Genomic DNA, 20,276 nt, shown 5'->3' with positions numbered 1-20,276 from the left:
AATTGCCTCCTCTTAGTCTATTTACCATTGCCATAGGGTCTTCAGCACGTTTATCTTTAGGCTTTGCTTGGTTAATTCTGATCAGTTCGTAATAGTCTTCTCCGTCCAATTGTGAAGGAAGTACCCCAGAATTAGCCATCATCTGTTGCTTAAAGTAGGCTTGGTCTTCTTGGGCATCTTCTAAGTCATGAATTAGAACGTTGAGACGGCCCATTACTTTTTTGGGTCTTCTTCCTCATTTTCCTTGAGTGTTTGTTGCCATTGTTCATCAGTTAATCCTTGAATACGTGCCAATACATAACTGATAAAATCTGACAATTCTTCCATAGTGACGGCATTCATTACCGTATCTAAGTCCTTTTCGGACAACTTTAAAACGGCTTGAAGGAAGCTAGTCATGGCGGTAACCGCTTGTTGTGATTGTTCCATAACTGTTAATGGGTCAGCATCTGAATCCAATTGCATCTTGTCCATCTTCAACATCAGAATTTGAAGATTAGTAGCTTCATTGACAACCTTTACCGTGGTTTTTACTTCTGCTGTTTTTTTCTTTAAGCCTAATTTTGCAATGTTAATTTTCATGTTTGTACTCCTAACATTTTTATTGCTGGTTAAACACCAGCTATGTATAAGAAAAGCCACCTGAATTAAGGGTGGCTTTAATCATTATTTGTTTGTGGAATTTTCTGAAGCACTAGAGGGCTGACCACTTGTTTGATCAGTCGGTGCCCCATTATCAGTTGGTTTAACCGTTGGTTGGGCTGCTACTGGTTGGGCTGCTACTCGCCGCTTTATAGCCGCCAAATACCTCGGCCATCATTGTCGCTTCGTCGAAGCCTTCATCAGCGCTAGTCCAGATCTTGTATGGTTGGCCACCAAATACATCAGCCTTCAATGGGTCCAATGCTTGGTAAGTCAGTGTGGTATTAGCATCGGTTTCATTGTTGTTGTCGGTACCGTGGTTCATACCAGCTTCAATTAGTTGGCCGTTGGCAAAACCTTCATAAATATCCACACCACCATACGACCGGGAATGTACTAACATCGCAACGTGAGGCTTAGGTAGTTGACGTGTCCAGCCACCTTTACCATCGTTAACGAATCCCTTTAATTTTTGCAAAATATCAAAGTTGATATCCAAGAATTCCAAAGCAACTTGGGGTTCCATTGAACCGTTCGATACCCGCTTAGGGCCGTCATTGGCATAACCGATTGTACCAGCAGCTTCCAATCCGGTTACGTTAGCTTGGGTAGCACCTTCTGCGTCCCCATCTACCAAGTAGATACCAGTGGCAGAAATCCCCTTTGTAGCGTCTGTAATAATGGCACCTGTTGAATCAATTAATCCAAAGGTGACGTCTTTAACACCATGTGTACTCATTAATTAATTACCTCTTTTTATTTTTATTTTTTTAAATACGGAAAATGTGGCTGTGACTTGTTCAGTATCTGGATCAACTACGTTGGGGTATCGAGTAGCGATAATCCACCCATTATCATCAAGTAAGTTCATCAGTTCCAGCTGTGCGTCTAGTACATTGATCGCAACTGTTTTAGAAAAGAAAATTTGCACTTGAATTGACGCGTTAAGCTCAGAAAAAGTATCGTTTTTATATCCAGAGAGTGGCTCAGTAACACTAGTAATTAGCACTAGCGTCTTTGAACCACTTTTATCAACAACATTCGGTATGTTTTCTGGATATAAACCATCTATCCAGGAGGGCTTATTTGCTTTGATAATCTCGTAAACTTGAGTAACCGGAAGTTTAATGAGGATCACCACCCGTCAGTGCCTTGTACTTGACATATTCAGCAGCTAAAACCTTATCTTTGCTTGACTGAATGGCTGTATCGATAAAATGGTCGCCTTTAATATGCACCGTTCCATTATTAAGAAATAACGCGATTCTGGCATGATTAATTGGATCCTTCTCAAATCCTACCGTTGAACTTCCCGTCGCATATCCATCTACATCGTGATCGTCAGCAACTACCGCGTCCGCTAAATGCTTAACATGGCTCGTGTTCCGGCCATAACGATAATGTTTAGACTTGGTAGCCTGAAAATAACTATCCCGTAGTTGATCAGCGCCAGCCTTAGTAATCACTTGTTGCTGTGCTTTATTTGGCACCTTCTTTTTAACTTGTGAAAAGTAATGCTGCAATTGCTCATCTAAACTAGCCATGCTTAGTCACCACCCGATGGCACGTGATTAGGTCAAATCCCTCATTTTGTAAGCCGTCATCCGCCGCAATACTGTCAATCTTGTACAGATCCGATCCACGCTGAACTTGCAGCGTCTCGTTAACGGCCGGATTATGGCGAATAAAAAAGACCACTGCATTAGTGATCCCAGCTCCGGCTATGGTTAATTGCTGTTGCACATTCAACGACCACTGGCCCGCCCAACAGCTGAAATCTGCTGAAAATTGTTGAATTGGCGTTCCAGTATTCGGGTTAATCTCGCCAGTATCGGCATCATGACCAAAGGAGATACGGAAAGTCATTCGTGAAGGATTAATTGCTTTGGTCATCAGTGATCGCCTCCATTTTCAGATCATAGAGCCCTCTCAGTTGCCCAATGATCGAATCAACTGGAAGATTAATGCTGATTGCTGTGGTCGGAACTAATGAACTGCGATAATTATAGTAGGCCGAGGCCAATGCCAGCACAGCTGTATTAAACAAATCAATCACACTGGCATCATCATAGAAGCTGTCTGATTCCGTCCCAACTGCTTGTGTGATATAGCTTTTTGCAGTATTTAAATATCCGTTCAGAAGTTGATCATCGGCATCACCATCTAGGCGTAGCGATAGTTTGAGGTCATCTAGTGTTGGCATTTAACCACCTCCTTACTAATTATTACTTACCAGGTGTGGTTGTAGAACCTGCTGCAAAGTTCGCTGGTTGGTCAGCAATCGCCGCAAATGAACCAGCAACAAAAGCTTCGGTATCCGTTGGTTCAACGTCAAACCGATCAATTACACGAATCTTAGTTTGATCGGTTTCAAAAGCACCGCCACCGATGTTAGTCGTCAGCAACGACATGTTTTCCCGATCAAACAACGTCACAGCTTGTGATAGATCACCGTAATACAGTGGGTAAGCTGGTGCAGAAGTCGTACCAGTGTTTGGCAACCACTTGTCGGCCACTTCAACAATGCGCTTCCCACGAATTAAATAGCTATCGGGTTGTGTTGGGTCTGGTTGCAATAAGTAACGACCCATAGCATCCTTAACTTCTGACAGCACATTTAAACCGGACGTGTTCGTCATTAAGAATGAAGTAGACTTGATAGCTGGATCAACGGCCGTGTTGATCATTGTCACGATATCGTCAAACTTAGCTAAGGTCGGCTTCTTTGGCGCCTTGTTCATTACTTCAATGATCTTAGCATTGCGAGTAACTACAACCTTCTTGGCAATCCATTGAGACAGCCAAGCCAAAATGTTGTCAGCTGTATCCTTTAGTAACGAATTAGTGGCAGTGGTAATACCAGCATACCGATGGATCGTGTATTTGATAATGGATAGCTTAGGATCATCATTATCACCAATGGTAGCCGTTTCATCATCTAAATCAGCTAAAGGAGTCACGTCAGTCCACTTTTCGTAAACTCGTGACCCAGTTTGAGTTGTAACGGCTTCTCGATTAACATACTGCTGCAATGAATCATATTGGCGAACCAACGTATTAATTGCTGTTTGAATATCTTGAGGAATAGTCAAACCAATTGCGTTGCCAGCTGCGTCAGTAGAAGAAGTTACCAAGTTCATAACTTTCGGGTCACCTTTAATCATGCCTTGGAAGTTCTTAATGAACTCAGCTTTGATGTCTTTTTCATTATCATCAAGTGGGGTCTTATTCTTATCATCCATATTGGCAATTTCTTTAGCCTTGCGTTCTTCTTCCAATTGTTCATGTAAAGCGTCACGCCGGGCAACCGCATTGTCACGTTCTGCAGTCATGTTTTCAAATTCTTCTTTGTTAAATTTATCATCTAAAACGGCAGCATTAAGCTTGTCATTCAGATCTGATACCTTTTGCCCTTGGGCAATCCAGGCATCGTTTAAGTCATTAATATTCTTAGCCATTAGTTGGCCTCCTCTTTATTTTTCCCCATTAAAATAGCCAACTTGCTTTGCATTAGTGCATTAGCAGGTTGGCTTTCTTTAGGCTGTGTAGGTTGTTGTGTAGGTTTGGGTTGCGATTTGGAAATCAGATTCATAAATTTGTTGATTGCTGCCTTAGAAGGAATCTCTGAAATTGAATTAGTGAATTGAGGTTGCTTGTCATCGACAAACATAATCTCGTCAGCAAAGCCTTTATCCACTGCATCTTGTGCCGTCATCCAAGTCTCGTTAGCCATTAATTGCAGCACATCGTCAGCGTCCATGCCAGTCTTAGTAACATACGCTGCAACAATAGACTGATCAATGCTATCTAGCACATTCGACTCATGCGATAAGTCATCTGCGTTGCCTTGGACGCCTGACCATGCCTTATGAATCATAATTTGTGCTGTGGGTGAGATGGAGACTTTGTCCCCAGCCATAGCAATCACACTAGCAGCACTAGCAGCTAATCCTTGGACATTAACCGTGACGTTCCCTTGATAATTTTTTAGCATCGTGTAGATCTCGCTAGCAGCGAACACGTCGCCTCCGTTAGACGCAATGTCAACTTCTACATCGTCATTAGGACCCGCGCTATCTAGCACATCCGACACGCCGGCTGGTGATACAGCTGGCATACCAAAGAATTGATAGAAACCGGCTGTCTCATCATCAACTACGTTACCTTTAATCATTACCTTCTTCGTTATTTCCACCTCCTTCCGCTGACTGGGTCACAACTTGTTGCGTTGCCGGATTTTTAGCTTCTGGCATATCTGCAGGGAAGTATCCCAATTGTTGCAGTACCCATGTCGCTTGGTTATTAGCAATTGTACCGTCCTTAGCTAATCCAGATAGTGTCGTGGCAAAGGCATCTCCTAATGGGTCGATTGCTGGCCGTAAATTGGCGGTGATAGTCGCGTTCAGCTTGTTGTCCAACTCAGATACAATACATTGCATATAACGGTTGAGCGCATTGGCGTACATGCCTTTGATCTGGTCAATGCTGCTTTGCTGATCACCTTGGCCGTTTAAATAGCTATCCGGAATACCAAATACTTTGGCAATCTGCTTGCTGGTCCAATCAGTCTGGCTTAACAGCTTAGTTACATCAGCTTTCATCTCAAGCGGCTTATAGTCTTCCAGCTCATCAATTACAACTGGACCGCCATTTGACGTATTGACCTGCCTCATAAAGTTACGTGATCGACTAGCTTTCATTTTTTCACTCAACAGGCCGCCATGCTGAATAGATAGCACACCAGGCGCGCTAATTGAACGTGCTAATGCAGCCAACGTTAAGTCGTTGGAAGCGTCCTTGATCTGTAGCTCACTAGTTAGTGCTTCTAAGGGACTGATACCCGTTTGCCCGCCATTAATACCAGTTAACCGAATGTGAATCATGTCGCCCTGTGGTACGTATTGCCGTACACCTAATCGCGTTTCATCAAACGTCACGGTATAAGTTAGGCCACTTCCGTCTTTCAACAAGTACGTTTCAACCTGACTGGGCCGCAAGTATTCCCAGCGCAAATCTACTCCGTTAACGTTCCGCCAACGATAAGCAAAACATTCACCGCCTAGTAGTAGCTGGGCAAACATTGATTGCCAAAACGCATGACCACTGGCCGTGCTGCTGGGATTGTTCAGAATTCCTTGTGCTCGTGGCATATTGGCGCTAAGCTGTACCGTCGCCAGATCACCGGATAATTGGCTGACTACCGAATAAATATCAGAATTTTTTAACGCATCTGTTGCACTGACATAATCACGTTGACCATTGGGGTTTAAGAAATTAACAATGTCACTATCTTCAACGGGAACACTTTGTACTTGGTTCTTAATCTCAGGTGGTCTAAAAACTGGCATTTTTAATCACCTCCTTTACTCTGGGACGTGTTAATCACTTCTGACAGCCAGCCAATTACAAACAGTGTCACCGCTACTGCCATGACACCCCAAGGCTTGCCAAATAAAAATGCCCCGTAATCCGCCACAATCAAGGCACTTACGAAGCATAAAAAGTCAAAATAGTGCCAAATCATGGCAAAAAAGCGTTTAAAAATCATCAATATCATCTCCTAACAGCCCCGACTCTGGATTGTTAAACCATTCTAAGACCTGTTCCTTAGTCATGCGTTCCACTTGCTTATCAGGATTGTTAACGTCTGAAAAGTCTTCAAAGTGATACATGGCTTGGAACAAAGCATCGACCAGTGCATCTACCACATCAATTTTTAGTGTGGCTTTAGCCTTATCAACCTGAATGCCGATCTTATCTTCATAAATCTCGGCATTCAGTAGCGCCTTTTCCATAATTCGATCATCGAGTCGGTCAACTGACCCTTCAACAAACACCTTTTGTAAAAACTTGGTTGGGTCTTTCAATTCACTGGTTCGTTGACGAATAGCTTCTAGCGGCCAGCCAGAATTAAGCTCTAACTGTTTGATAGCCGGAGTAGCTCCCCACGAATCATAACCAAAAAAGACCACCTCTAACCGGTGACGATCCACGAAGTTTAGCAGCCACTGATAGACTTGTTCATCATTAATTAGCCCTTGTGGGTGACTGCTGATCGTACAGAAACCCTTTTGAGCTAAATCACGATAGTTGATGCCATCTTGTTTTTCTTTGGCTTCAATCGATCCAGCCTTTTGCCACGGGATAAAACTATGCTGGTAAATAAACCATCGCGGTTTTCCCTTAGCATCCTGATAAGGAAACACAAATGCCAAAGCGGTATTATCGCTAAACATTGAGTAGTCAAAGCCAATATAGACTTGCCGATCATCAAAACTAAATGATGGCACAATGGCTTTTTCAACGTCAGGAAGTTTTAAAAAGCTGTCCACTGATTGTTCTAGCCAAAGGTTAAGGTTTTTGTTTTGAAAATCATTAATCGTGCCTGACAACGCGTCAGAATCACGCTTATCTGTCAGCCCGTTCATTAAGACTTCATACTGGCTTGGTAAATCAAGCAAAGGATTGCTTTTTACCCAAGTTTCCGGCTTAAACGTCTCATCTAAACTGTCTTGGGCCCAAATCAATCCTAAGTACGTATCAGCATCACGTAAGTAATCCTGTTCCATCGCTTGTTGAATCATACGTTCATCATCATGGAATGGCACGGTTGGATCGGGATAAGCCGTTGAAATCTGAACAAATTGCTTATTGCGCACCTTAACTTGGCCTGAAACGATTTTAGAAATCTTCTGACGTGTCTTAATTTCACCAATTTCATCAAAAATAGCAGTTGTGAAATGAAATGAGCCTAGCTAGTCATATTGGCCTGCTTCGTGACTAATTGCTCGCAGTTTGTTATTGTTACTGCTCATAACAATTTGATCAGATTGAGATGATAATGTACGTGTATCTAGCCCACTATCTTGCATTAGTGTTTTAAACGGTTCAATCGTTGCAATTTTGGCTAACATTGATTTAATGTAGCCCAGAATCTTGCTCGTTTGTTTGTAATTAATAGATGAAACTAAGTAATCTTGGTTAGATAGTCCCAATGACTCAATTAAAAAACTATAGGCAGTAATAATCGCCATAAGCACAGTTTTCCCCTGGCCTCTGGAAACTGAAACTATAGCCCGTGAGAAACGCTTGCCACCGTCATCATTACGCCAGCCAATTAGCATAGCCATAATGAATTCTTGCCATGGCATAAGTTTAGTTGGTTCGCCTGTATCAACGTTCGGACAGATAGAAGCAAATTTAAGCACTTGGTCTACTTTTTTAACCGAGTAAGTAAACGGGAATTCAACGCTACCTTGTCGTTGTAAGTCTCTAATATGGCGAAAAGCCGCTAACTTAATCAAATAACCAGTGGTTACCTTCTGATCTAAAACATCTAAAGCGTACTGAGTTCCTGCGTCTGTGTATTCGTCACGAATACTTTTAACATCAATTCCACGGTATGCTCCTAACACATCGTGTGATTGAGTAAGGTCAATATTCATAAGATCACCCCCTTTCACAAGTAGTCTTTTTTAATCTCCCAAAAATTCTTTCATACGATCACTAATACTTCGCTCATCCTTGTGGTCATCTAAGTTTAACTTGAGCAAATCACTACGTGACTTAGGAGATAGTCCCAATTCAGCGCCTAGTTTAGTCAGATTTTTAACCGCTGAATCGTAAATTTGTGTCATAGGATTACGCTTGTAACCTGTAAAGTCCTGACCAATTTTTTGACCAGTATGGTCTTGCAATGTCTTATAGATTGCTTGAACTTCACCGTTCTTTTGAATGTGCTTATAGGCATTGCGGTAAATCTCATACTGAGAAGCATATTGTTCCACAAGACCGCTATCAATGCGTCTAACTGGGGTGTTATCCTCTAAAAAAGGCACTAATCGACGCCAAACGACCTTAGCTTGCCGTCCTAAGTAAGCTGGCGGTGTGCGCGTTAATTGACCGTTGTTGACGTCTTTATCCGCTTTTTTCATTTTCTCTGCCTCCTTTCATTATTGGGTGACCCCCCCTACCTAAAATATTCCAAAAAACGTTTGTGTCACAAGATGAGGGTTATGTGCGGCTCTCTCGACCGTTAATATGGGGCGGGGGTGATTTTTATTTAGCTTTCGATACATTACACCTGATTGTTGTATTATTCCTTAGAACGAAAATTAGACGTGTTTAACTGGACAGCCAGATAATTAGGTGTGCTATCGATAAACATAATTTTACAGTCCGAATACCCTTTGGCTTTAAGCAGTCTGAGCATGGAATTAGCTTGGTTTGGTGTAAATTTAATCAAATCAATGTGTACATCACATAAGTTGTAAAGCACCGCTTGCTTAATAATTAGTCCAGCAGTTCTAATCTGTTCATCCGTTAGTTCACTATTCATAGCAAGCTTAACTTCTTCATAGCTTGGAATTGCATCATACTTTTTTCACATGTATTCTTGTTTCAAATCCATTGTTAATCACTCCTTATTCATCAATACATTAATAGCACTCACATCAGTAATCTCATCAACTTGTCTTAGCTCGTTACCTTGTCCAGTCCCGTAGTATCGCTGTTCCCAATCAGTCTTTCGTCTATGACACTTACCACAGATGACAGCAAGGTTATCAACGTTTGCTTTGATTGCTTGGTCGTACTCAATGGGTATAATGTGGTCAACTGTTTTAGCAGCCGTGATGATTCCTTGTACACGACAATACGCGCACAAATAATGGTCACGCTCTAGGACTTGTTGTCTTAGGTGTGACCATTGTCGTGTACGATAGAAGTTGTATTGCTGACGCTTAGTCTCATTGCGATTACGTGTAACTGTATTGTACTTATGTGTGTATTGTTTGTCATTACTGCGTGCCCAGCGTTGTCGACTAGCCAAGTACTCTGCTTCATGTTCATAATGCTGTTGGCAATAATGATCAGGGAAGTTAACCATGGCATGACATCCTGGCTGTCTACAGCGTCTTACTCTTGGCATAATCACCACCGCCTTTTTGTAAGTTAAAAGCGCCATGCTTCTTAGCACGACGCTCACGTTTCTTCTTGTCAGCCAACCAACGCTCTAAGTCACGATAGCAATGGTTCTCTGCTGGGCTAACGTAGCCATATTCAGTGCGTCGCATGTATCCACACCCCCAACACAATAATGATCAGCACCATCAGCAGGCCGAATATTAAGTTGCTCCGTTGATAGTTTCTCATTGCCATTCCTCCAAATTAAAAGGCCGCCTCGTTTGAGACGACCGTGTATGTGATTGGTGTGGAATCGAACCACGCGCGGTAATGAGCCTCCTGACGTGGGCTTTTTCTATTTTAGCCACGTTTCAACCACCCGTCGACTTACGCTTTTAAGCTTAGCGTATAACTCGCATTTTAGTATTGCGCAATACCGTGGCTGCTGACCAATGGTCCCGGTGGGAATCGAACCCAAAACATTTCACAATTATAAGTTGTGCGTACTAGCCTTTATACATTACGGGACCTAACTTAATTGCAATACGTGCAACGGGAGTCGAACCCGTATCTTCTTTGCTCTGCCGTTGAGCTATGCACGTCCATTTCATCAATCGCTTATGGTACCAATTTACACCCAAACTAGGGGTCAAAAGTGCGCAATTAGTGCACGATTTTATAAATCATATAGCCCTAATTCTTTAGCACAATCATTTATGAACTGCTTTTTTAAATAAAATGCCTTTCTACGGCTTACATGGATCAATCCATTAGTGATTAACCCATCAATCGTATATCGAGGCCGTTTTCTGAAATACAGCTCGTCAATAATAATCTCGGTGTCTTCTCCAACTTCATCTAAGCAGTCATCAATAACTTGGCGCTGCTTCTTCAGTGCGTTAATCCGCTTGTCTTCATCTAGCGTGATAATTAACCGTTCTGTGCTATCGTTGAATCCGTTCTGTGCCCGACCACCGCCAACATTCTCATCAACCGGCGTTACCGGATAACGTAACTCCTGTTCGCGCTGTTCAATGTACTTATCAATCTTGGGATAATCACGTAAAATATCCTCTACCGTTCTAATCGTCGATCGTCTCACCAATCACGCCTCCTAAAATGGCCGTGTAAGCTCGTGTAGCACGTTAGTAATCTCCGCATTGCTCAGCATACCCAAAATAATGTAAACTTCCTTAGGCGCGCTGTGATTGCCTAATTTGGATTGAAACTCAGCTATCCCCATCAATACATCGTCTTTCGGCACCAATGCTTCCAGATAGTTAAGCAACATACGCTGGTTACCGTTCATTTCGTCGCGTGTTTTATCCATATTCTAACCTCTACATAAAATAGAAATTTTATCTCATTGTCAGCTCATGAATAACCTGGTTACGTTCCTTCGCTGACAATTTGTTAATCGCGTTGCACTGGCTGTCGTTCAGCTTGATAAAGTGATTGCCGCACCACACTAAGGCCTGTGCCACATCGCCATCATAGCTTGCCATGCCTTGCAGCACGTATTTGCGATACTCAATCTGTTCGTGTGTCATGCTGTGCCTCCAATAGTTTTTTTACTCGTCGCCAACGCGGCTTGCTTTGATTGATTGGCTTGCAAAATAATGTGTTGATATGCTGTGCGCCGTTCAGTGCCAGCCAAAGTCGAAAATTCCATTTATTCATTTTTCTTCCTCCAATAGTTCCGGATTTTCGTGAATGTTACCGATAATTTCGCAGTCCATATGTTCTTCACTAAGATCATAAACTAATCTTAAATAATCATTAGACAGCTCAAATTTGCCTTCATCGAAAATAACTTGATAAGGTGGATCGTCTGGGTCAAGTAGCACTAAATCATTTTCATAAATATCATCACCATTGGCATCTTTCAGTCCGGTAGACTGCTCCAATTTAAGCTGGCTATTGCCTCCAACAGGGCCATCATTTTCACCTTGCACATTACCATCAGCAGGACTAGCTTCAAACCAGTACGCCTTGCCATCTATAAACTCTATATAGTCGACTTGTAGCATTTTATGCTGCGTTTCGTCCCACACTCTAAATTTTGGTGTCATCATTCGCCCTCCCAATCTCAACATCACTTGGTGCCACCTCAATATGCCCGTGACCACCTTCAACTTTAATCATCGCTAACCGCCTATCGCCGCGAACGATCCAGCATAGCCATGTGGCTGATTGCTTAACGCGGCGGTGTCGGTGGTAATATACCTTATCGCCGTGTCTCATTGGCTGCCTCCCGTAGCTTCTCTCGCATGCAGCGCACCCAATCTTTGTCGCGGCCCATAACACTAGCAATTCCTTGGTTGTTAGGCTTGTTCATGTGATCGACGTTGTATTTTAGCTGTGTCAATTCATCTGGTGTGGCTTGGTAATCCAATTCGTCACGATTTTTCATTTTGACACGTAATTGCTTTAGATAATGCAGTGAATTTGATCGTTCTTGTGCAATGTATTCGCTGGTATATCCGTGTAAAATCATGTGGCGCAGCACATTATTTTCTGCGGTGTGTTCTTCCTCAGTTTGACCGCGGATCTCTTTTTTAACATCTTCCGGCCAATCATCTGGATCGTCGCCATAATTGGCATAAGCCGACCTGATTGCGGCCGCCATTTTCTTGTTTGATGACATACACCTCTACTCCTTTCTCAATAGTCGTTTTGCTTCGTTCCTTAGTTCTTCAAATTCAAGTTTACGCCGTTCTTTCAAAACTTCATTGCAATTAGGACATGGGCTAGCTGTGACGGTGCTTTCCGTGCAGTGGTGAAAAACGCCAGTGCCATGACACAATGGACATTCACTCATACGTGACGCACCCCTTTCATGCCGTCAAAAATAAGTTGCTGTTCCGGGTTGTCTGGATATACGCGATCAATGAACTTGCCTTCATACATCTGTTTTAGCTGTCCTTTGGTGTTGTTGGTTGTAATGATGGTGATACCTTTAGCGGTGTTGTGATTAAAATCAACTCTAGCGTTAGAAACCCGATACATGATGTCTTGCAGATCCTTATGAACCGGTTTAATGTTGCCAGTCATACCGCCTTCTGTGCCAAAATCATCTAGTACCAATACATCAACCTCAATCATTGAACGCGTTATGTTGAGTAGTTTGGAACGAAGTGAAGTGTCCTCATATTTGTCATTGACCATTCTTAGCAGCTCAGCAGTTGATACAAACATGCCACTACGTCCATGGCTCATCAGGTGGTCCAACATAGCTAGTGCTAAAGACGTTTTACCAACGCCACGATCACCCATCATAGCCACATTGAAGTTTTGGTTTTCTAATTGCTTAGCCAACACGAATGCTTTTTTGCCTAGTGATTTAGCTAAGTGTGGATTGTCCTGTTTAGCAATATTCCAGTTGCCAAACGAGAATTTGAGCGGTATGTTTCCGGACCAGACCGAGTAGCTATAGTACCGGGCCATTTTGTCCCGTTTCAATTGTTGAGCTGCTTGTTCAGCCGTCTTACGATCTAATTCTTCCTTAGTGGGCAAGTGGTTCAGGTCAACATGGTGGGCATTGGCTAGCCGCTGAATATATCCCTGGTCAAAAGTAACGTGCTCCATGTTAACCTCCCGTCCAATACTCGCGGCCCTCATGTTTTGGTTCATCAGGTACTGCATTCAAATAGCCTTCAAATTTACTAGCTCTAAATAAAGTAGATGGCCTTAAATACTGAGCCATATCTTTAGTGTTGAGCCACAGTTTGCATTGATGGTCTATCACTTTTTGCATATCTTCGGCGCTAAATCCATCATGCTGTCGTGCCATAACTAATCCCTTGTTAGTGTTAGTGTGTTTGAAATGCTTGCCAGTCTTTTCGTTGAGATAGTCAATTACAGATTGCCAAGAAAAATCAGGTGCTGCGTTAGCTGCACAATGGTTTTTACTTGTATTTAGTATTTCTTGTTTTTGGTAATTCTTATTATTGGTAGTTCTTAGTGACGGGTTTTCCCTTGGACGGCTTTCCCGTCCGACGGGTTTCCCGTTCGACGGATAATCGGATAAAAACCATTCCATTCCTTTTATCTGCTTAGCTTCATCAAATTTTACAGATCTGATTAAATATCCGGCCTTTTCCAGCTCCTTCAACCCGTTTTGTAAGGATTCTCGTCCATCAACAACTGAATGCTTCTCAATTTCACTTACGTAGAATTTCCAGTTGTCTGCCTGGCTCCAAAGATAAAGGAATATTCCTCTTGCTTTCCAGCTAAGGTTAGAATCTCTGACAACTTTATTGCTTACGTTCGTGTAAGTATTATTAGTGCTCTTTATGAGTCTCGCCATAATCTCCTCTAACTCCAATCTTTTCCAACGTTTCTTCGTCCAGCTTGATCCCAGTAACCGGAATGTGATGCTTCTCGCCAAACGCTGTCGGCCCGATTTTGTGCCATTCTGTATGGTGCTCACGACACAAACAGTTAACTCGTAGTTGCGTATGGTCAAGATGATTCCGATCACGGCCAGACCCAACCGTATCAACATGGTTAATATCCGAATGTTCACGGCCACACACCATGCACCGACGATGCCGGCAACACTGATATTGGTAATACTCTTGCTCTCTCGGTAGCAATTCATAGCCTTGTTTGAACGGTACACGCCACGTAAACATGAAGTCGATAACTAGGTCGAGTAACACGTTAGCATCGCTCACAGACGATTCTGTCGTGTCTGACAGGCTAATCTCATTACCGTTGGTATACTCACGATATTGGCCATAAAACATTGCTTTCAGGAAGTCTTGTGGCACCACGAAGTAATCAGCAATATCATTTAGCAGGGCAAAGAATAGACGCCGTTGTTGCGGCCTAGCTTTGCGTGTGTCGGCTAGTTCCCAATCTAGGTAAAGTTGGTCACGCGAACCGCTAACGGTCTCGATATGGTCTAAATTTGGCTTTTGTTCAAGCTCGACTAGCAAGTATGACTTGCCATTACGTTCAAAGTATTTTGATCGTGACCGCTGCATTTAATCACCTCAATCCTTTATAAGGATTTTGTATTCACCAAAATTCATGATTCCTCGACTGACAAGTCCTGAAACAAAACCGTGACTCATTTTTAAAAACTTGCTGGCTTCAGCCATGCTATAAAATGTATGATGCTTATGATCATACGTGCTTATTAACTCTACACGTTTACAATGCTTGTTAAGACCGGTTCTGAATGCGTGTATTTGATTTTCCTTATAGGTACACCATTCTAAATTTTCTGGACGGTTGTTTTCAGAATTTCCGTCAATATGATTAATGCAGGGCTTATTTTGTGGGTTCGGTATAAATGACATAGCAATTAAGCGATGAACCAGTTTTGTTTGGTGTGAGCCATTTTTCCATAGTTCGACACGTAAATCATAATGTGTGCTGCTTTGCCTTTTCTCACGTTTAGGTATAATTTGACGCCTTTTCCAAACTCGCTTTTGCCGTTTTCCGTGTATATTCCTAAATGTCGTTTTACCTTCACATGTCCAAATCGTGCCATTACTACTTGCTTCATAAAGATTTTCATACCCCGGAATTTGTCTATATTCACTCATTTAAATTCTCCTAAAACGGTAACGAACTATCTTGAATATCAATGGACTCACCGTTGTTAGCAAACGGATCACTCGTATTATTTTGCGGTCGATTGTTTTGATAACTACCGTTACCAGTAGAGTTCTTTGGTTCCAAGAACGAGAAGTTATCAACAATAACTTCCGTAACATATACGCGTTGGCCTTGCTTATTTTGATAATTGCGTGTTTGAATACGGCCTTCAATGCCTACCAAAGATCCTTTGTGGAAGAAGTTGGCAAAGTTTTCTGCCGACTTACGCCAGATAACGCAACTAACAAAATCAGCTTCGCGCTCACCTTGTTTGTTGGTAAACCGCCGATCAACGGCCAGATTGAAAGTAGCTACAGCAGCACCGCCTTGCGTATACCGTAAATCCACGTCACGGGTTAGTCGCCCAGTTAAAACTACTCGATTAATCATTTGAATTCCCCTTCTCACTTTGTTTTTTTAATTGAGCAGTCACTAGGCTGATCAGTTGGTTAGCACCATCATGCGTCAAATCTTTGACCTGGCTAACGTTTAATTTTTCCAGATAACCGTTTCTAACGGCTTCAATTGGGGCGCTTGCTGCCTTACTCATTGCCTCAAACAATCCATTAAGTGTTGTGGCCTGCTGTTTAGTTACAGGCAGGAGTTGACGATTGCTTTGTTGTGTCCCGTTATTCCTATGAGCTGGCTGTTGTGCCGTACGGTTGTTAGGAGCCGCTTTAGTTGCTTGTTGTCCATCGTCATCTTTAGACGCGGATACGCCGAACGCTGCTGATAAGCTATATCGTCGTGCATAAGTTTCAGCAGATCCGAATGCCTGCGCATCTTTGCGCTGTACTGGCATGCTAAGCGGATTGTAAATAATGTACTCGCCACTAGCATCAAACAGCATAGTCGTAATAGAAACACCATTAGGATCGCTGGTCGCTTCCTGCGTATAACCTAACGACTCTGGCAACGCTCCATCTACTGCAGCGGTTAGGTCTTCCAAAGTTACATAGTTCCCATAATGACTTTTTCCATCTTTACTTGGTTGTGCTTTGAGTAAATTCTTACGGAATTGTGCCATACTGGTGGCCAAGTTTTTAATTGATTCACTTTTTTCCATGACTTCCTCCTACTTAATTCGAATTGACCGTGTCTGTACTAGCTTGGCGCCAGGAACCTCGTCACCATCATTGAGTGCCTGTTTAATGGCCGCTTTATTCAGTTTCTTTTCTACCTCAGTAAATTCATCAGGAATAAATTTATCGTTCGTCACAGCAACACTAACGGGGTTATTTTGAATCCAAATAGACAGGTCAATATCTTTGATTTTGTCCTTGCCCGCTGTTTCCATCGCGTGCTGTAGTGCCAATTTCAACCGACTAATATTGTTGGACAACGCACGATTTCGTTCTTGGTCGTGTTTAATTTTGTCTGTCAGTTGCTTTTTGTCAGCTACCAGCTGCTTAATAACTTTTCCGTAGTCAATTGCTTTGTCAGCGATGCTATCTTGCAAGCTCTCAATTGTGTCATCGAACAGCTGCTGATCTTCTGGTTTGGCACTGCTGGCTAATTCAACGACATTCAATAAATTGCCATCAAGTTCGTATAGATTCATGCTTATTCCTCCTCCAAATTGGGTGACCAAGCAACAAGCTCGTCGCTGATACTGTATAGCCGATCAATCTCATCATTGCTAAGCCGATCATTCTCGGCCAACAATTGAACTTCTTTGAATAGATCAGATTTAATGTCATCTAGTTCAGCTAAATTAGTAGCAACCACTGCTTTAGGCTGGAAACGACTGCTTGTGTGTACCTTGACTACGTCCATGAGATCACCTCCGCGCCTTTAAAATCTTCCAAGATAGCTGCCAGATGGTCATAGTCCCAATCAATCTGGGCTCCGTAATCCTCACCCTCAGCATCTAAAAAGTCGTGCATTGAATCTTCATCGGTTGGTACATATCGGCCTTCTGCTTCCCAATAAGTTTCACCAGAAATCATGGGGTTGCCATTGGTATCTTTGACCATGAGTCCCGTCTCAGGCTGCGATTCCAGCCGATTCATGTACCGGACAAAATCAAACGTTGCTGCGTCTGGTGCTAAAGCCATTGCCAACGCCCCACTTTCTGAGTAGAATTGTCATAGAATAGTTTTGACAAACGTTTCATCTTTTCGAGCTCTGGCGGCCAGGTCAGGGCTCTTTTTTCATGCCATAATTTCATCGATCGACGACCTCCATTCCAAAGAAGTCTTTCCAAAATGGTGCCCATCCGCCGGCACGCACCACTGACTTCCGTAGCTGATAACCAGCTGAGGCGATCAATACAATTACCGTTGCCCAAAAAGCTAGAAAGCCAACTATCAGATAAATTTCGTACATATAACCATTCCTTCCTTATGCTGTCTGCTCAACTTTAGGCATGATTCCCTTTGATTCGAGAAATTCATAAAGGAAACGTTGCCCTTTTTGCGTCCACTTCATGGTGTTGCGTACCATTTCGATGCCATCACTGTTGGCGTATCCGTAAGGTTCGACATGCGTGTAGCCTTGATCCTGATACTTGGCATACAGTAACCACGTTTTGCCTTGCTTGTATTGAATGCCCAGTCCGTGCAGCAGCTTATTAAATTCACGCGTTGAGTATCCGTAGTTCTTAGCGATTACCGATGTTGTTTCCAATCCTGGATTAGCTAACATCTTATCGGTGTAGTCTGCTTTAGGCTGCAGCACTGAAATTTTCTCTGCTTGGTCAGCGGCCAAACGTAATGCTTCTGGCAACGTAGATGGCACTTGGAATTTAACTTGCTGTTCCATCTCATTGAACGCCTTAATGTATTGAAGTTTAAACTGCAGTGCCTTATCTCCTGTGAAGCCCATTGCTAACAAGGTAAAGCCGTCGCGGTTCATGTAATACATTGGATATTGCTTACCACGATTCTCATAAGTTCCTGTGGCAAACATTTCGTTCCCCAATTTTGGGGAACCAGATTGTGCAATCAGTTCTTCAATATCACGCGTAACATGATCATGTCGCTTACCAAATGTTTCTGCTACTTGCAAGCTACTGGTGACTGCTTGTTTGTTTTTCATAATTACTAAGTCATTCATGTGGATCATTCCTTTCTAGTCTAAGCAGACTGCGTTGATCTTAAAGTTCGAATTAATTCGTCCTTTTTACCCAAAAAAATATAATCCGTTGGAACGTTATATAGAACAGATAATTTGTTGAGCAAGCTCAGAGGAATATTCGAGCTATCGTGTTCATACTTAGATAGTGTCTGATAATTTATCCCAACATATTCCGACGCATCTTTTAAATTCATTCCCACATTTTTTCGGCAAGCCTCTAAGGAGAACTTAATCAGTTTCATTTATTATCACCTCCTAACAGCATAATTGATTATATACGAATTAATTCGAACTTTCAAGTCTAAAGTTCGAATTAATCAGTATTTTTTTAAATATTTTGTTGAATAGTTCGGATTAATTCGATATAATATAGGTAATGAAATGGGGGGGTACATTTATGGCACGTCCAGAATTGACACCACAAGATACATTAAATAAGAAAATAGTATCAGCAAATTTAAACAATTTGCTCAATTCTCAGAACAAAAAGCAGATCGACATTCATAGAGCAACGAAGATACCCAAGAGCACTTTAACTGGATATTTTAAAGGTACTTCACTTCCCACCTTGGGAAATGTGCAAAAATTGGCAGACTTTTTTAATGTACTAAAGTCAGACATTGACCCTAGGTTTAGTTCAACTGTTAATGTACAGAATGATAGTTCTGAATTAATGCGTTTATACGACCAGCTAGATTCAAACGGGAAAAAAGAAACAATTAACTTCATCAAAAAACGTTTGTCTACAGCATCTAACGTCATCAAGTTCCCCAAAGACGATGACACCATCGAAATTACGGCCAGCGGTGTCCTCTCTGCTGGTGTTGGTGAGTTCCTTGATGATTCTACTAATCCATTCACTGTAACCGTGCATAAGCCTGTCCCTAGTAATTATGACTATGCCTTCCAGATCAACGGCCACTCAATGGAGCCTGTTTACCAGGACAAGCAAGTTGTCTTCGTCAAAAAGGAAGACGATTACCGTAATGGTCAGATCATCGCCGCGGTTATGGACGGTTGCGCGTATCTGAAAAAGCTGTCAGTAGTTGATGGTGAGGCTACGCTGGTATCACTCAACCCACAATATCCTAATATCAAGGTTGATAAAGAGACTGGCGTCAAAGTATTAGGCGTTGTATTTTCATAAGTCCCCTATATGGGGACTTATCTTAGCACTTCAAAAGAACATACGTTTGATTAGCCGGGTGGTTGATCATGGGTCCGAGTCCTATGTAATCAGTCGAGTCACAACTTAAATATGGAGGTTGCTATTATGACAACGTTTGAATTAGAAGAATACTTGGAAGCACATAGCCAGATTGTCGACAATTTTCGGGATAAATATGCTGCGTTCTTAAACGAACAAAACGCAGACCGCCCCACCAATAAGAAGTAGAGTAGCCTGCGCATTAAAAATGAGACCAGCAGTGCTGTCATCAAATTCATTAGCAATATCCAAGCCAAATTGAGTTCAGCCATGAAGCCCCGTCAGCGAAAATCTTATGATGGCTGGGTTGATTATATGGAACGCAATGAAACCATTGATAGCTTGGAAGAATCCCTAATGGATCTGGATTTTGTTTAAATAAATACCGTCAATTCTCATGATTAGCGGTATTATAACTATATAAGACCAGATACGGAAGTCGGTAAAAGCTGGACCCGTTCTAGGAGAATAATGCTATGGGACTTTTTAAATCTGCTGAAGAAAAGCAAGAACAACAAGAACAAAAAATACAATCATTTCTACATTTGAAGGGTCTGGAATCATTGGACCCAGAAACACATAAGCTGGTCAAAAACATAACAGATGAGCTATTCATGAATGGATATTTTAAGGCATTCACTTCCCTTAATATGACCAATGCAGAGAATGCCATGTTAAATGACCTAAACGCCGTAGTTGAACAAAATTGGTTACTAATAAAACAAAACGATATGATTTATTCTCAAGGCAAATTACAAGTTTAATCCGAACAAGCCCGGAATCTTTCAATGGCAGTCTGTTGATGATGTATTTTTAATGGTCGTTGATTAATTAG

At 42.2% G+C, this 20,276-nt stretch carries 33 protein-coding genes, 1 tRNA gene and 1 pseudogene; 3 read left to right on the top strand and 32 right to left on the bottom strand.

Going from position 1 to position 20,276, the window contains the following annotated elements; genetic code table 11:
- Positions 1-213: 213 nt before the first annotated feature.
- The 32 genes and pseudogenes from V8I28_RS12395 to V8I28_RS12240 form a co-directional block, all read right to left on the bottom strand.
- Positions 214-582 (bottom strand): phage tail tube assembly chaperone, encoded by a 369-nt coding sequence (locus tag V8I28_RS12395; protein ID WP_341780404.1) that lies wholly within the window; start codon positions 580-582, stop codon positions 214-216.
- A gap of 163 nt (positions 583-745) precedes the next feature.
- Positions 746-1,381 carry a phage tail protein gene (locus V8I28_RS12390; RefSeq protein ID WP_341780403.1) on the bottom strand — a complete coding sequence of 212 codons (636 nt, stop codon included), beginning with the start codon at positions 1,379-1,381 and terminating at the stop codon, positions 746-748.
- Positions 1,382-1,384: 3 nt separating this feature from the next.
- Positions 1,385-1,780, bottom strand: coding sequence for a DUF806 family protein (locus tag V8I28_RS12385; RefSeq protein WP_341780402.1), 396 nt, complete (start codon positions 1,778-1,780; stop codon positions 1,385-1,387).
- A complete protein-coding gene (locus V8I28_RS12380) occupies positions 1,767-2,186 on the bottom strand; it encodes an HK97-gp10 family putative phage morphogenesis protein (protein WP_341780401.1) in 420 nt (139 codons plus the stop codon). Before V8I28_RS12380 ends, V8I28_RS12385 begins: the two co-directional genes overlap by 14 nt.
- Complete coding sequence (locus tag V8I28_RS12375) at positions 2,179-2,535, bottom strand: phage head closure protein (RefSeq protein ID WP_203561590.1); 357 nt, start codon at positions 2,533-2,535, stop codon at positions 2,179-2,181. The genes V8I28_RS12380 and V8I28_RS12375 overlap by 8 nt, the downstream gene beginning before the upstream one ends.
- Complete coding sequence (locus V8I28_RS12370; RefSeq protein ID WP_341780400.1) at positions 2,519-2,845, bottom strand: head-tail connector protein; 327 nt, start codon at positions 2,843-2,845, stop codon at positions 2,519-2,521. Before V8I28_RS12370 ends, V8I28_RS12375 begins: the two co-directional genes overlap by 17 nt.
- Positions 2,846-2,867: 22 nt before the next feature.
- On the bottom strand, positions 2,868-4,100 hold the full coding sequence (locus tag V8I28_RS12365) for a phage major capsid protein (protein WP_341780399.1): 1,233 nt from the start codon (positions 4,098-4,100) through the stop codon (positions 2,868-2,870).
- Positions 4,100-4,831, bottom strand: a complete 732-nt coding sequence (locus V8I28_RS12360) for a head maturation protease, ClpP-related (protein WP_445928214.1) — start codon at positions 4,829-4,831, stop codon at positions 4,100-4,102. The genes V8I28_RS12365 and V8I28_RS12360 overlap by 1 nt, the downstream gene beginning before the upstream one ends.
- Positions 4,809-5,990, bottom strand: coding sequence for a phage portal protein (locus V8I28_RS12355; RefSeq protein ID WP_341780397.1), 1,182 nt, complete (start codon positions 5,988-5,990; stop codon positions 4,809-4,811). Before V8I28_RS12355 ends, V8I28_RS12360 begins: the two co-directional genes overlap by 23 nt.
- Before the next feature lie 2 nt (positions 5,991-5,992).
- Positions 5,993-6,190, bottom strand: a complete 198-nt coding sequence (locus V8I28_RS12350; RefSeq protein WP_341780396.1) for a DUF1056 family protein — start codon at positions 6,188-6,190, stop codon at positions 5,993-5,995.
- A pseudogene (locus tag V8I28_RS12345) lies at positions 6,180-8,087 on the bottom strand (terminase large subunit). Before V8I28_RS12345 ends, V8I28_RS12350 begins: the two are co-directional and overlap by 11 nt.
- A 30-nt stretch (positions 8,088-8,117) precedes the next feature.
- Positions 8,118-8,576, bottom strand: a complete 459-nt coding sequence (locus V8I28_RS12340) for a phage terminase small subunit P27 family (RefSeq protein WP_341780395.1) — start codon at positions 8,574-8,576, stop codon at positions 8,118-8,120.
- Positions 8,577-9,058: 482 nt separating this feature from the next.
- A complete protein-coding gene (locus tag V8I28_RS12335) occupies positions 9,059-9,571 on the bottom strand; it encodes an HNH endonuclease (protein WP_341780394.1) in 513 nt (170 codons plus the stop codon).
- Positions 9,549-9,716, bottom strand: coding sequence for a hypothetical protein (locus tag V8I28_RS12330; RefSeq protein WP_341780393.1), 168 nt, complete (start codon positions 9,714-9,716; stop codon positions 9,549-9,551). The genes V8I28_RS12335 and V8I28_RS12330 overlap by 23 nt, the downstream gene beginning before the upstream one ends.
- Positions 9,717-10,090: 374 nt before the next feature.
- Positions 10,091-10,148: transfer RNA gene (locus V8I28_RS12325), tRNA-OTHER, on the bottom strand.
- Positions 10,149-10,222: 74 nt separating this feature from the next.
- Complete coding sequence (locus V8I28_RS12320) at positions 10,223-10,648, bottom strand: transcriptional regulator (protein ID WP_341780392.1); 426 nt, start codon at positions 10,646-10,648, stop codon at positions 10,223-10,225.
- Positions 10,649-10,660: 12 nt separating this feature from the next.
- The gene (locus V8I28_RS12315) at positions 10,661-10,876 is read right to left on the bottom strand and encodes a hypothetical protein (RefSeq protein WP_341780391.1); all 216 of its coding nucleotides are present in this window, start codon (positions 10,874-10,876) and stop codon (positions 10,661-10,663) included.
- 28 nt (positions 10,877-10,904) lie between these two features.
- A complete protein-coding gene (locus V8I28_RS12310) occupies positions 10,905-11,096 on the bottom strand; it encodes a hypothetical protein (RefSeq protein ID WP_341780390.1) in 192 nt (63 codons plus the stop codon).
- Between the two features lie 126 nt (positions 11,097-11,222).
- The gene (locus V8I28_RS12305) at positions 11,223-11,618 is read right to left on the bottom strand and encodes a YopX family protein (protein WP_341780389.1); all 396 of its coding nucleotides are present in this window, start codon (positions 11,616-11,618) and stop codon (positions 11,223-11,225) included.
- A gap of 155 nt (positions 11,619-11,773) precedes the next feature.
- The gene (locus V8I28_RS12300) at positions 11,774-12,193 is read right to left on the bottom strand and encodes a hypothetical protein (RefSeq protein WP_341780388.1); all 420 of its coding nucleotides are present in this window, start codon (positions 12,191-12,193) and stop codon (positions 11,774-11,776) included.
- Between the two features lie 170 nt (positions 12,194-12,363).
- Positions 12,364-13,134 carry an ATP-binding protein gene (locus V8I28_RS12295; protein WP_341780387.1) on the bottom strand — a complete coding sequence of 257 codons (771 nt, stop codon included), beginning with the start codon at positions 13,132-13,134 and terminating at the stop codon, positions 12,364-12,366.
- 1 nt (position 13,135) lies between these two features.
- The gene (locus tag V8I28_RS12290; RefSeq protein WP_341780386.1) at positions 13,136-13,855 is read right to left on the bottom strand and encodes a conserved phage C-terminal domain-containing protein; all 720 of its coding nucleotides are present in this window, start codon (positions 13,853-13,855) and stop codon (positions 13,136-13,138) included.
- Positions 13,830-14,537 (bottom strand): putative HNHc nuclease, encoded by a 708-nt coding sequence (locus tag V8I28_RS12285; protein WP_341780385.1) that lies wholly within the window; start codon positions 14,535-14,537, stop codon positions 13,830-13,832. Before V8I28_RS12285 ends, V8I28_RS12290 begins: the two co-directional genes overlap by 26 nt.
- A 9-nt stretch (positions 14,538-14,546) precedes the next feature.
- Complete coding sequence (locus V8I28_RS12280) at positions 14,547-15,104, bottom strand: HNH endonuclease (protein WP_233670540.1); 558 nt, start codon at positions 15,102-15,104, stop codon at positions 14,547-14,549.
- Positions 15,105-15,114: 10 nt separating this feature from the next.
- The gene (gene ssb / locus V8I28_RS12275) at positions 15,115-15,546 is read right to left on the bottom strand and encodes a single-stranded DNA-binding protein (protein WP_341780384.1); all 432 of its coding nucleotides are present in this window, start codon (positions 15,544-15,546) and stop codon (positions 15,115-15,117) included.
- Entirely contained in the window at positions 15,539-16,222 is a 684-nt protein-coding gene (locus tag V8I28_RS12270) for an ERF family protein (protein WP_341780383.1), read from the bottom strand. The genes ssb and V8I28_RS12270 overlap by 8 nt, the downstream gene beginning before the upstream one ends.
- Positions 16,223-16,231: 9 nt before the next feature.
- The gene (locus V8I28_RS12265; protein WP_341780382.1) at positions 16,232-16,717 is read right to left on the bottom strand and encodes a siphovirus Gp157 family protein; all 486 of its coding nucleotides are present in this window, start codon (positions 16,715-16,717) and stop codon (positions 16,232-16,234) included.
- Between the two features lie 2 nt (positions 16,718-16,719).
- Entirely contained in the window at positions 16,720-16,932 is a 213-nt protein-coding gene (locus tag V8I28_RS12260) for a hypothetical protein (RefSeq protein ID WP_341780381.1), read from the bottom strand.
- A complete protein-coding gene (locus tag V8I28_RS12255) occupies positions 16,923-17,213 on the bottom strand; it encodes a hypothetical protein (RefSeq protein WP_341780380.1) in 291 nt (96 codons plus the stop codon). The genes V8I28_RS12260 and V8I28_RS12255 overlap by 10 nt, the downstream gene beginning before the upstream one ends.
- Positions 17,204-17,326, bottom strand: coding sequence for a hypothetical protein (locus tag V8I28_RS12250; protein WP_341780379.1), 123 nt, complete (start codon positions 17,324-17,326; stop codon positions 17,204-17,206). The genes V8I28_RS12255 and V8I28_RS12250 overlap by 10 nt, the downstream gene beginning before the upstream one ends.
- Before the next feature lie 173 nt (positions 17,327-17,499).
- The gene (locus tag V8I28_RS12245; protein WP_341780378.1) at positions 17,500-18,213 is read right to left on the bottom strand and encodes a Rha family transcriptional regulator; all 714 of its coding nucleotides are present in this window, start codon (positions 18,211-18,213) and stop codon (positions 17,500-17,502) included.
- A 20-nt stretch (positions 18,214-18,233) separates the two neighbouring features.
- The gene (locus V8I28_RS12240) at positions 18,234-18,476 is read right to left on the bottom strand and encodes a helix-turn-helix domain-containing protein (RefSeq protein ID WP_341780377.1); all 243 of its coding nucleotides are present in this window, start codon (positions 18,474-18,476) and stop codon (positions 18,234-18,236) included.
- A 155-nt stretch (positions 18,477-18,631) separates the two neighbouring features.
- Between V8I28_RS12240 and V8I28_RS12235 the strand changes: the two genes are divergently transcribed.
- The 3 genes from V8I28_RS12235 (at position 18,632) to V8I28_RS12225 (ending at position 20,205) form a co-directional block, all read left to right on the top strand.
- Entirely contained in the window at positions 18,632-19,381 is a 750-nt protein-coding gene (locus tag V8I28_RS12235) for an XRE family transcriptional regulator (protein ID WP_341780376.1), read from the top strand.
- 126 nt (positions 19,382-19,507) lie between these two features.
- The gene (locus V8I28_RS12230) at positions 19,508-19,630 is read left to right on the top strand and encodes a hypothetical protein (protein ID WP_341780375.1); all 123 of its coding nucleotides are present in this window, start codon (positions 19,508-19,510) and stop codon (positions 19,628-19,630) included.
- 287 nt (positions 19,631-19,917) lie between these two features.
- Positions 19,918-20,205: a hypothetical protein gene (locus tag V8I28_RS12225; RefSeq protein WP_258115713.1), complete on the top strand. Its 288-nt coding sequence runs from the start codon at positions 19,918-19,920 to the stop codon at positions 20,203-20,205.
- Positions 20,206-20,276 lie beyond the last annotated feature (71 nt).

Origin of the sequence: Levilactobacillus sp. HBUAS70063, from assembly GCF_038374745.1 — a bacterium.
GTDB lineage: Bacteria > Bacillota > Bacilli > Lactobacillales > Lactobacillaceae > Levilactobacillus.
The sequence above is the reverse complement of the archived record's forward strand: the minus strand, read 5'-3'. Positions and strand labels throughout refer to the sequence as shown.